The sequence below is a fragment of the Streptomyces sp. H27-H1 genome (assembly GCF_026627445.1).
GTDB lineage: Bacteria > Actinomycetota > Actinomycetes > Streptomycetales > Streptomycetaceae > Streptomyces.
Map to the genome: position 1 here is coordinate 1 of NZ_JAPNLJ010000097.1, position 10157 is coordinate 10157.

General features: G+C 70.4%; 12 protein-coding genes. 4 read left to right on the forward strand and 8 right to left on the reverse strand.

The window, feature by feature from the left end:
• Positions 1-431: 431 nt before the first annotated feature.
• Positions 432-1073, reverse strand: coding sequence for a DNA-3-methyladenine glycosylase (locus OTB20_RS41140; RefSeq protein WP_267825033.1), 642 nt, complete (start codon positions 1071-1073; stop codon positions 432-434).
• A 120-nt stretch (positions 1074-1193) separates the two neighbouring features.
• On the opposite strand from OTB20_RS41140, the gene OTB20_RS41145 reads away from it, so the two are divergent.
• From OTB20_RS41145 to OTB20_RS41155, 3 genes are all read left to right on the forward strand, one after another.
• The gene (locus tag OTB20_RS41145; RefSeq protein WP_267752499.1) at positions 1194-1976 is read left to right on the forward strand and encodes a sporulation protein; all 783 of its coding nucleotides are present in this window, start codon (positions 1194-1196) and stop codon (positions 1974-1976) included.
• Between the two features lie 68 nt (positions 1977-2044).
• A complete protein-coding gene (locus OTB20_RS41150) occupies positions 2045-2578 on the forward strand; it encodes a YbhB/YbcL family Raf kinase inhibitor-like protein (protein WP_267825035.1) in 534 nt (177 codons plus the stop codon).
• 162 nt (positions 2579-2740) lie between these two features.
• On the forward strand, positions 2741-3244 hold the full coding sequence (locus tag OTB20_RS41155) for an HNH endonuclease (RefSeq protein ID WP_267752496.1): 504 nt from the start codon (positions 2741-2743) through the stop codon (positions 3242-3244).
• 79 nt (positions 3245-3323) lie between these two features.
• On the opposite strand, the gene OTB20_RS41160 is transcribed toward OTB20_RS41155, so the two are convergent.
• The 4 genes from OTB20_RS41160 to OTB20_RS41175 all read right to left on the reverse strand — a co-directional run bounded on the left by OTB20_RS41160 (position 3324) and on the right by OTB20_RS41175 (position 6625).
• A complete protein-coding gene (locus OTB20_RS41160; protein WP_267825040.1) occupies positions 3324-4094 on the reverse strand; it encodes a sulfite exporter TauE/SafE family protein in 771 nt (256 codons plus the stop codon).
• A gap of 99 nt (positions 4095-4193) precedes the next feature.
• Positions 4194-5174 (reverse strand): SPFH domain-containing protein, encoded by a 981-nt coding sequence (locus OTB20_RS41165; protein ID WP_267752494.1) that lies wholly within the window; start codon positions 5172-5174, stop codon positions 4194-4196.
• A gap of 159 nt (positions 5175-5333) precedes the next feature.
• A complete protein-coding gene (locus tag OTB20_RS41170; RefSeq protein ID WP_267752492.1) occupies positions 5334-5765 on the reverse strand; it encodes an NfeD family protein in 432 nt (143 codons plus the stop codon).
• 65 nt (positions 5766-5830) lie between these two features.
• Positions 5831-6625 (reverse strand): ABC transporter ATP-binding protein, encoded by a 795-nt coding sequence (locus OTB20_RS41175; protein ID WP_267825036.1) that lies wholly within the window; start codon positions 6623-6625, stop codon positions 5831-5833.
• Between the two features lie 143 nt (positions 6626-6768).
• Between OTB20_RS41175 and OTB20_RS41180 the strand changes: the two genes are divergently transcribed.
• Positions 6769-7554 (forward strand): hypothetical protein, encoded by a 786-nt coding sequence (locus tag OTB20_RS41180; RefSeq protein WP_267825037.1) that lies wholly within the window; start codon positions 6769-6771, stop codon positions 7552-7554.
• 275 nt (positions 7555-7829) lie between these two features.
• Here OTB20_RS41180 and OTB20_RS41185 read toward each other — a convergent pair whose 3' ends face one another.
• From OTB20_RS41185 to OTB20_RS41195, 3 genes are all read right to left on the reverse strand, one after another.
• Complete coding sequence (locus OTB20_RS41185; protein WP_324289269.1) at positions 7830-8075, reverse strand: chaplin; 246 nt, start codon at positions 8073-8075, stop codon at positions 7830-7832.
• 112 nt (positions 8076-8187) lie between these two features.
• The gene (locus tag OTB20_RS41190; protein ID WP_267825038.1) at positions 8188-8847 is read right to left on the reverse strand and encodes a response regulator; all 660 of its coding nucleotides are present in this window, start codon (positions 8845-8847) and stop codon (positions 8188-8190) included.
• Positions 8840-9985 carry a GAF domain-containing sensor histidine kinase gene (locus tag OTB20_RS41195; RefSeq protein ID WP_267825039.1) on the reverse strand — a complete coding sequence of 382 codons (1146 nt, stop codon included), beginning with the start codon at positions 9983-9985 and terminating at the stop codon, positions 8840-8842. Before OTB20_RS41195 ends, OTB20_RS41190 begins: the two co-directional genes overlap by 8 nt.
• Positions 9986-10157: the final 172 nt, after the last annotated feature.

Genomic DNA, 10157 nt, shown 5'->3' on the forward strand with positions numbered 1-10157 from the left:
CGGCAGAACCGCGACCTCACAGGTCTTTTTCAAAGGAACCTCATCCACCGAAATGGACGGGGTATCAACTTTTGGCGTTGATTTTTGGCACGCTGTTGAGTTCTCAAGGAACGGACGCTTCCTTTGTTCCTGTTTCCAGGCCCTCCGGGCGCTTCCTTACGTTTCCAACTCTACCAGATCATTTCCGCGCCGTTTCCGGACTGGATTTGAATTCGGTGACCGTTGGAGGGTCTTTGCCTTTCGGCGCTCCACCACATTAGCGCTTATCCCGTGTGGCTCATAATCGGCCGTTCGGAATCGAATTCGGACATGCCGAATAAGACCCCGCCAGGGGTAAGTCGTAGGTAGTGGGTTGGCCGCTCCGGAGGTCTGCTGATAGCAGTGCCCCGTTCAAGCGGCTCGGGCTACGTTAGGCGTCCGCCGAGGTCGAGTCAAGTTGAGCGGCGGCGCGGCGCGTGGGCGCGGTACGGGCTCACCGTGGGGTCATGGGTGATCCAGTAGCGGTACGGGTGGGCCGCGCCGGCGCCGCCCACTCCGGTGCGGGGGCCATTGCTCAGCAGGTCCGGTGGGACGGGGGTACCGGTCAGCAGGGACAGGGGGGAATCCGGGTCCGAGCAGAGGTCCGTGCCGTCGAGGGAGCGGTCCACGGCCAGAGCGGTGGCCAGACGGGCTGGGCCCTTGGCCAGTTCTCGGTCGGTCCTGGCTGAAAGTCGGCGTTTGCGGGCCAGCTCCTCGCCCACGGTGACCTCCCCAGCCCGCAGCAGGACACCGCTCGCGTGGCCGGGTGGGCCGCAGACCAGGTTGAGGCTGAACCACATGCCGTAGATGAAGTAGACGTACGCGTGTCCGGGTGGACCGAACATCGACGCGTTGCGCGCCGTCCGGCCGCGGTAGGCGTGGGAGCCGGGGTCTGCTTCCCCCTCGTACGCCTCCACCTCCGTGATGCGCAGTTCCATGGGGCCTTCCGGGGTCCGCCGGACCAGGGTGCGGCCGAGGAGGTCCGGGGCCACGGTGAGGACCGGGCGGTCGTAGAAGGATCGGGGCAGGGGCGTACGGTCGGGTCGCGCGCTCATCCGGTCGAGCGTAGTGGACTGCGTACACATGCAACCGGGGCCTAAGGTTCCGCGTTTGTAGGGGTAGTCCTGCGCGTAGTCGCGCAAGTCTTCGAGCACGTCGTATAGGGGAGTCAGAGCATGGGGTTCAGGAAGCTGTTCGCGAGCCTGGGTGCCGGTGGTGCGTCGGTCGACACGGTCATCACCGAGCCGAACGTCGTACCGGGCGGGATCGTCCAGGGCGAGGTGCGGATCCAGGGCGGTTCCGTGGAGCAGCAGATCGAGGGGCTGTCCGTCGGGCTCCAGGCGCGGGTGGAGGTGGAGGGCGCCGACCAGGAGTACAAGCAGGACGTGGTCTTCACCAAGCAGCGGCTGGGCGGCGCCTTCCAGGTACAGGCGGGCGCCCTGCACGTGGTGCCGTTCGGGCTGGAGATCCCGTGGGAGACGCCGATCACCCACTTCGGTGGGCGTCACCTGCACGGGATGAACATCGGGGTCAGCACGGAGCTGGAGATCGCGCGTGCGGTGGACGCCGGCGACCTCGACGCGATCAGCGTGCACCCGGTGCCGGCGCAGCAGGCGATCCTCGACGCCTTCTCGCAGCTGGGCTTCTCCTTCCGCAGCGCGGACATGGAGCGCGGGCACATCCGCGGGACGCGGCAGACGCTGCCCTTCTATCAGGAGATCGAGTTCGTGCCGCCGTCGCAGTACCGGGGGCTGAACCAGGTCGAGCTGACCTTCGTCTCCGACGGCCGCGAAATGGACGTCATCCTTGAGATGGACAAGAAGCCGGGTCTGTTCAGCGAGGGCAGCGACACCTACCGCTGCTTCCAGGTGGGGCTGCAGTCGTACCAGGAGACGGACTGGGCGGCGTACCTGAACCAGTGGATCGCGTCGGTGGGTTCGCAGCGCAATTGGCTCTGAGCGGATCTAGGCTCGGCGGCGGTACAGGTACCGGTCAGCGTCGACTCAACCCAGCAGGAGGTTCAGCAGTGGCCGAGCAGAGCAGGGCGCCGCTCCCCCACGATTTCCATCCGGCGGTGCACGAGTTCACGGTGAGCAGTGCGGACCTGGAGCCCGGGGCCGATCTGGGGTCTGCCCAGGTGCTGTCCGGTGGGAACACATCGCCTCACCTTCGATGGGAGGGGTTCCCGGAGGGGACGAAGAGCTTCGCCGTGACCTGCTTCGACCCGGACGCTCCGACGGGGAGCGGGTTCTGGCACTGGGTGCTCTTCGACCTGCCCGTCTCGGTCACCGAGCTGCCGGCCGGGGCGGGCGGCGGGAAGTTCGAGGGGCTGCCCGCCGGGGCCGTGCACGTACGCAACGACTACGGCACCAGCGACTTCGGCGGGGCGGCTCCCCCGGCCGGGGAGCGGCACCGCTACGTGTTCACCGTGTACGCGGTGGACGAGGAGAAGCTCGGCCCCGACGCGGACGTGTCGCCGGCCGCCGTCGGGTTCAACCTGCGGTTCCACACGCTGGGGCGGGCGCAGCTGATCGGTGAGTACGAGGCTCCGGCCGGCTGACCGTTCCACTTCTCGTTCTCCGAGCATTTGCCCGGTCCTGGTCTAAAGGCGACCAGGACCGGGCATTTTTATTGCGTTGTCCCGCGTGGCGCGCGCGACCAGAGTGGGTCGCGGGCCTTGCCGCCAGGGTGGTCGCGGGCCTGCACACGGGAGGTGGGCGAGATGCGGGACACGCTGGTGCTCAACGCGAGCTTCGAGCCGCTGTCGACGGTAACCATGAACCGGGCCGTGGTCCTGGTGCTCCAGGACAAGGCCGTCGTCGAACAGTCGCATCCTGAGTTCCGTGTGCGTGCGGCCACGATGGATCTCCCGCTGCCGCGGGTGATCAGACTCTGCAGGTACGTCCGGGTGCCTTTCCGGAGACATGCTCCCTGGTCACGGAGGGGGGTGCTGATCCGGGACCAACACCGCTGCGCATACTGCGGGAAGCGCGCGACGACCGTGGACCACGTGCTTCCGCGGGCTCAGGGCGGTGGGGACACCTGGCTGAACACGGTGGCCTCCTGCTCCGAGGACAACCACCGCAAGGCGGCGCGGACCCCGGAAGAGGCGGGTATGCCGCTCCTGCGCAAGCCCTTCGTTCCCTCGCCGGCGGACGCCATGCTGCTCGCGCTGGGGGTGGGCGGACGGGAGGCGCTGCCCGCGTGGCTGGAGCGTTCCGCGTAGGGCCGCGGGTGATCGCGTAGGGACGGATCGTCCTGCGGGCTAGACGGCTTCGCTGGGCGGCGTACGCCTTCTACGTCGCTCAGCGGATCAGTAGCTGGACGATCGCGATGATCCCGACGATCACGATGACGGCGCGCAGGACGGTCGGCGGCAGCCGGCGGCCTACCTTCGCGCCGAGCTGACCGCCGATGGTGGAGCCGACGGCGATGAGCAGGACGGCCGTCCAGTCGAACTCGGCGACGAAGAGGAAGAAGACGGCCGCGATGCCGTTCACCATCGCCGCCACGACGTTCTTCACCGCGTTGATCCGCTGGAGGTCATCGCGGAGCAGCAGGCCCATCAGGCCCAGGTACAGCACGCCCTGGGCGGCACCGAAGTAGCCCCCGTACGCGCTGGAGAGCAGCATGCCCGACAGGAGCGCCGGGCCGCCGTCGGGATGGCCGGTGTCGCCTCCGGCGGCTTCCTGGCGCTTGCGGAGGGCCGCGGCGAGCCGGGGCTGGAAGACGACGAGCACGAGGGCCAGGCCGATCAGGACGGGCACGATCGTGTCGAAGGAGTCGGACGGCAGGGTGAGGAGCAGGATCGCGCCGGCCAGTCCGCCGACGAGGGAGACGGCACCGAGCCGGATGATGCGGGCGCGCTGTCCCTGGAGCTCCTTGCGGTAGCCGATGGCTCCGCTGATCGAACCGGGTACGAGGCCGAGGGTGTTGGAGACGTTGGCCGTGACCGGCGGGAGGCCGGTGGCCAGCAGCACCGGGAAGGTGATCAGGGTGCCGGAACCGACGATGGTGTTGATGGTGCCGGCTCCGACGCCGGCGGCGAAGACCGCGAGGGATTCCCAGAGGGACATCGAGAAGGCAGACAAGGCCGTCCCCTTTGCATGAGTGAGTCGCCTCCCCGCCGTGAAGGTCGAGGGGCCTCACTGATCATGCAGTAGGAGTCGGGCCGTTCAGTCGATGGGGGGCTGCTCGCGGCGCTCCGCGGCGGCCTTGTCGGACGCGCCGGCGCCGCCGTCCTTGCCGACGTTGCCCGGGTTGAAGCCCGAAGCCGCGCCCATCGGGCCGAAGTTGCCCATCGCGCCGGAGAGGCCCTTGAGGGCGTCGCCGATCTCGCTCGGGACGATCCAGAGCTTGTTGGCATCGCCTTCGGCGAGCTTCGGAAGCATCTGGAGGTACTGGTAGGCGAGCAGCTTCTGGTCGGCGTCGCCGGCGTGGATGGACTCGAAGACCGTACGGATGGCCTGGGCCTCGCCCTCGGCGCGCAGGGCCGCGGCCTTGGCGTCACCCTCGGCGCGCAGGATGGAGGACTGCTTCTCACCCTCGGCGCGCAGGATCTCGGACTGGCGGACGCCCTCGGCCTGGAGGATCGCGGCGCGCTTGTCGCGGTCGGCGCGCATCTGCTTCTCCATCGAGTCCTGGATGGAGGTCGGCGGCTCGATCGCCTTCAGCTCGACGCGGTTGACGCGGATACCCCACTTGCCGGTGGCCTCGTCGAGGACTCCGCGCAGGGCCGCGTTGATCTCCTCGCGGGAGGTCAGGGTCCGCTCCAGGTCCATGCCGCCGATGATGTTGCGGAGCGTGGTGACGGTGAGCTGCTCGATGGCCTGGATGTAGCTGGCCACCTCGTACGTCGCGGCGCGGGCGTCGGTCACCTGGTAGTAGATGACGGTGTCGATGTTGACGACCAGGTTGTCCTGGGTGATGACGGGCTGCGGCGGGAAGGGGACGACCTGTTCGCGGAGGTCGATCCGGTTGCGGATCGAGTCGATGAACGGGACGACGATGTTGAGGCCCGCGTTGAGGGTGCGGGTGTAGCGGCCGAACCGTTCGACGATCGCGGCGCTGGCCTGCGGGATCACCTGGATCGTCTTGACCAGTGCGATGAAGACCAGAACCACCAGAATGATCAGAACGATGATGATCGGTTGCATGCGGTTCCCCGTGCCCTTCCGGCTGTCTGTACTGCCCCGTTCAGCGGAGTCTCGCAGACCCCGGGGCCGCGGGTCGGCTGCTTGCCCACATGAGGCGTGCTCACATGCGCCTGCTCACATGCTGCTTGCCCACATGCGGCGTGCTCATGTGCCGCCTGCTCACATGACGACGGCGGTCGCCCCGTCGATCTCCACGACGTCGACGGACTCGCCCGGTTCGAAGGTGGCGTCCGCGTCCAGGGAGCGCGCCGACCAGATCTCGCCGGCGAGCTTGATCCGGCCGCCGCCGCCGGCATCGACCCGTTCCAGGACGACGGCGCTGCGACCCCTCAACGCGTCGATTCCGCTGCGGTGTTGGGGTTTTTGGTTGCGATGGCGGTTGGCGATCGGGCGGACGACCGCGATGAGCGCGACCGACACGACCACGAAGACCAGGACTTGGGCGACCACTCCCCCGCCGAGCGCCGCCGTGACGGATGCCGCCACCGCGCCGGCGGCGAACATGCCGAACTCGGGCATCGCGGTCAGGACGAGCGGGATGCCCAGTCCGACCGCGCCGATGAGCCACCACACCCACGCGTCGATGTCCACATGGTCATGGTAGGTCGGGTGGGCGCGGTCCGGACAGGGTGCGGCAGGCCCGGCTGGTGCGCGGGCTAGCGCAGGGGCAGGCCCTGGGCGGTCCAGCGGTCGTTCCCGTTGCGCTCGACGACCAGCGGCAGGCCGAAGCAGAGGGAGAGGTTGCGGGAGGTCAGTTCCAGGTCGATGGGGCCGGCGGCGACCACCTTGCCCTGGCGGATCATCAGCACGTGGGTGAAGCCGGGGGCGATCTCCTCGACGTGGTGCGTGACCATGATCATGGAGGGGGCGAGCGGATCGCGGGCGAGCCGGCCGAGGCGTCGTACGAGGTCTTCGCGGCCGCCGAGGTCGAGACCGGCGGCGGGCTCGTCGAGCAGCAGCAGCTCGGGGTCGGTCATCAGCGCGCGGGCGATCAGGGTGCGCTTGCGCTCGCCCTCGGAGAGCGTGCCGAACTTCCGCTCGAGGTAGGGCGTCATGCCGAGGCGGTCGAGGAAGGCGCGGGCGCGCTGCTCGTCGACCTCCTCGTACTCCTCCTGCCAGCCGGCCGTCATGCCGTACGCGGCGGTGAGGACGGTCTGCAGGACCGTCTGGCTCCTGGGGAGCTTGTCGGCCATCGCGATGCCGGCGATGCCGACGCGGGGGCGCAGGTCGAAGACGTCCACCTTGCCGAGGGTGCTGCCGAGGATGGTGGCGGAACCCTTGGTGGGGAAGAGGTAGCTGGAGGCGAGGTTCAGCAGCGTGGTCTTGCCGGCGCCGTTGGGGCCGAGGATCACCCAGCGCTCCCCCTCCTTCACCGACCAGGAGACCTGGTCCACCAGAGCCCGGCCCTCGCGGACCACGGATACGTCCACCAGCTCCAGAACATCGCTCATGAGCGTGTTGTCTCCCCTTGCAGTCTCGGTTCGTCTGTGCGCCGCGGTGTCGGTGGGCGCAGCCCCAGGGGGAAAACCTACGCCACTCGGGGAGGGGTCCGGGCGCGGGCCCTGGTCGCGGGGGCCGTCCGTAAAGTAGGGGGATGCTTTTCGAACCGCGTTCAGGGCGCCTGGCCGCCTGGGGGAACGCTCTGCTGGCCGGTCTCGTCTCGCCCGACGAAGCCGTGTTGTCGATCGTGGGCGAGGACGCCGTGCACCGGGTGGAGGGGCTGCCCGGTGAATCCGGCCCCGTGGGGCTCACGCTCGCGCTGGGCCGGCTGCGGGTGCTGGGGGTGACCGGGCTGCGGATCGCGCTCCCGGCGCCGGGGCATCCGCTGGGGCTGAGCGGGCCCCCGGAATTCAACGCGCGGGCGCTGGACGCAGAGGAGGCGGTCGTCGCCGTGGGCGCGGCGGTCGGGCTGGTGCCGGAGGTCCACGAGGCCGGGCCCGCGGGTGATGTGCACGTGTCGGTGACCTGGCACTGCCTGCCGGTACGGGAGGCAGTGCCGGCGGACGTACCGTCGCTCGGCGAGGCGGAACGGGAACTGGCGGAGGCCTTGCGCGAGGCCGCGGTCGTCCTGACCCGGCTGGACGTGGCGGGGTCCGGGCCGGTCGCGGATGCGGCGCTGTCCGCGTACCGGGCGCGGACGGAAGCCGGGCGGGACGCGCTGGCGCCGGGATATCCGGCGCGGGCTGTACGGGTCCTGTCGCTGGCGCAGCGCGTGGACCTGATGGTGTCGCTGGCGTACCAGCGGGGGCACGGGGCCGCGGTGGCCGCCTCGGAGATGGCGGCTCGGGCGGAGGCGCTGCGGCCGGTGGAGCGGGTCGCTCGGCGGGCGCTGGTCGCGGCGTACAACTCGGCCGTCGAGGAGCGGGAGCGGGGGCGCTAGCCGTTTGTGGGGGCCGGCTCCTGGTGCGGGGACGCTGCGCGAGCGGGTCCTGCTGTGCCAGGAGGCTGCCCGGCCGGGCTGTCCCGGCGCCCCTGGGCGCAGGCTGCCGGATGCCGGGCTTCCGGGAAAAGGCGTCGGCCCCGCTGCCCAGGGAGAGGGGGGAAGCGGGGCCGAGGTGCCTGGTCGCTGCGCGGGGCCGGCCAGCCGGCCGGACGGAGTCCGGGCCTGCGGAGCGGGTGCCGCGTTCGCGAGGTGGCGGTGTTGCGGGGGGTGGGTCAGCTGTTGACGCCCGTGTTGCCGAAGGCGCCGTTCAGGAGGCCGATCACGTTGACCGAGTTGCCCACCACGTTCGCGGGGATGTGGACGGGGAGCTGGAGCTGGTTCCCCGAGGCCACGCCGGGCGAGTTCAAGGCCTCGCCCTCGGCCGACGCACCGCCGTGCGCCGACGAGACACCCGCACCGGCGGCGAGGAGGCCGCCCGCGATCATGGTGACGGCAGTGGCCTTCTTGAAGTTCTTCACGTTCTCGTCCTCCAGTACGTCTGCCGCGGCCAGCCGCCGCGGCACGTCATGAAGAACGCTCATCCGACGAACGGGATACGCCATGTGGGCTACATACACCCGACCGTATGAATCACTGCCCGATACCGTGTCTGACCGCCCACAGCGCCGCCTGCGTACGGTCCGCGACGTCCAGTTTCATCAGGATGTTCGAGACGTGCGTCTTGACCGTCTTCTCCGACAGCACCAGCACGCGGGCGATCTCCCGGTTCGCGCGCCCGTCCGCTATGTGGCCCAGCACCTCGCGTTCGCGGTCCGTCAGGTTGCCGCCGCGGCCCGATGACGGGGCGGGGCCCTCCCCGGAGAGCAGGGCCCCGGCGACCTCCGGCTGGAGCAGGACGTGGCCCGCGTGCACCGAGCGGATGGCGGCGGCGAGCGCGTCGGGGTCTATGTCCTTGTAGACGTAGCCGGCCGCGCCGGCGCGCAGGGCGGGGACCACCGTGCGCTGCTCGGTGGAACTGGTGACGATCAGCACGCGCGCCGGGTTCGCCAGCGCCCGCAGTCTGCGCAGTGCCTCGATGCCGTCGGTGCCCGGCATCTTGATGTCCATCAGGATGACATCGGGACCCAGTTCCCCGGCGCGCTCGATGGCCTCGTCACCGTCGGCGGCCTCGCCGACCACCTCGATGTCGTCCTGGACCTCCAGGAAGGTGCGCAGGCCCCGCCGGACCACCTGGTGGTCGTCCACGAGCAACACCCTGACGCGGCCGCTACGGGCCGGCGTGTCAGCCACCGGGTACCTCCAGTTCGATCGTCGTGCCGGTGCCGGGTTCGGACCGCACGGTGAGCCGGCCGCCGACGCCGTCCGCCCGGTCCCGCATGGAGACCAGGCCGAGATGCCGGCCGGCCCGGCGGACGGTGGGAGGGGAGAAGCCGGTTCCGTCGTCGGTCACCCGGAGCCGGGCTCCCCCGGTCTCCCGGCGGGTCAGGGTGACGTCGATCCGGTCGCCGGCCGAGTGTCGCAGGGCGTTGTGCAGGGCCTCCTGGGCCACGCGCAGGACCGCCTCCTCCTGGGCCGCGGGCAGGGCCCGTACGCCGTCGCAGGTGAAGGTGACGTGCGCGGTGTGGGCCCGGTCCAGGACGCGGACCTCGTTGCGCAGGGTGGCGATCAGGCCGTCCTCGTCCAGGGCGGCGGGGCGGAGCTCGGTGACGGCCGCGCGCAGTTCGTCGGCGGCCTCGGCCGCGAGGGCGGCGACCTGCTGGAGCTCCTCCTTGGCGCGGGCCGGGTCGCGGTCCACGAGGGCGGCGGCGGCCTGCGCGGTCAGGCGGAGCGAGAAGAGCTTCTGGCTGACCGCGTCGTGCAGCTCGTGGGCCAGGCGGGAGCGCTCCTCGGCGATGGTCAGCTCGCGGCTGCGCTCGTAGAGGCGGGCGTTGGTGAGGGCGATCGCCGCGTGCTGGGCGAGGAGCGCGAGGAGTTCCTCGTCCTCGTCGGTGAAGCCGTCGGGGCCGCGCTTGTTCGCCAGGAACAGGGCGCCGAGGGTCTCCTCGCCGTCCCGGATGGGCAGTCCGAGGAAATCGGACATGTCGGGGTGGGCGGCGGGCCAGCCCTCGAACCGGGGGTCCTCGCGTACGTCGGCCAGCCGCTCGGGGCCGTCCTGGTGGAGCATCGCGGCGAGGATGCCGTGCTGGCGGGGCAGCGGGCCGATCGCCCGCCACTGCTCCTCGCTGATGCCGTCCACGACGAACTGGGCGAAGCCGCCGTGGTCGTCCGGGACGCCCAGGGCCGCGTACTCGGCGTCGAGCAGGTCGCGGGCGGAGGCGACGATCGTGCGCAGCGCCTCGCGGACCTCCAGCCGGCGGCTCATGGCGAGCAGCGCGGTGCTCACGGCGGCCAGACCGCCGCTGCGGGGGCCTTTGGGTCCGGAGTGCATGGCTTCACCGTACGCGCGGCGCCGTGGCCGGCGGATCGGTCGCGGGGCCTAGGTTCTGTTTCCTGGATCTCCTGACGTGATCATGCTGTCTGGTTCAGGCTGGTCAGCATGGTGGGGCGGGGAGATCTGACGAACGCGGAGTGGGAGCGGCTGGAGCCGTTCCTGCCCCGCG

Bases quoted from the DNA above. Each gene is read 5' to 3' on its own strand.
- OTB20_RS41140 (WP_267825033.1), bottom strand. From the start codon at position 1,073: ATGAGCGCGCGACCCGACCGTACGCCCCTGCCCCGATCCTTCTACGAC.
- OTB20_RS41145 (WP_267752499.1), top strand. From the start codon at position 1,194: ATGGGGTTCAGGAAGCTGTTCGCGAGCCTGGGTGCCGGTGGTGCGTCG.
- OTB20_RS41155 (WP_267752496.1), top strand. From the start codon at position 2,741: ATGCGGGACACGCTGGTGCTCAACGCGAGCTTCGAGCCGCTGTCGACG.
- OTB20_RS41160 (WP_267825040.1), bottom strand. From the start codon at position 4,094: ATGTCCCTCTGGGAATCCCTCGCGGTCTTCGCCGCCGGCGTCGGAGCC.
- OTB20_RS41165 (WP_267752494.1), bottom strand. From the start codon at position 5,174: ATGCAACCGATCATCATCGTTCTGATCATTCTGGTGGTTCTGGTCTTC.
- OTB20_RS41175 (WP_267825036.1), bottom strand. From the start codon at position 6,625: ATGAGCGATGTTCTGGAGCTGGTGGACGTATCCGTGGTCCGCGAGGGC.
- OTB20_RS41180 (WP_267825037.1), top strand. From the start codon at position 6,769: ATGCTTTTCGAACCGCGTTCAGGGCGCCTGGCCGCCTGGGGGAACGCT.
- OTB20_RS41195 (WP_267825039.1), bottom strand. From the start codon at position 9,985: ATGCACTCCGGACCCAAAGGCCCCCGCAGCGGCGGTCTGGCCGCCGTG.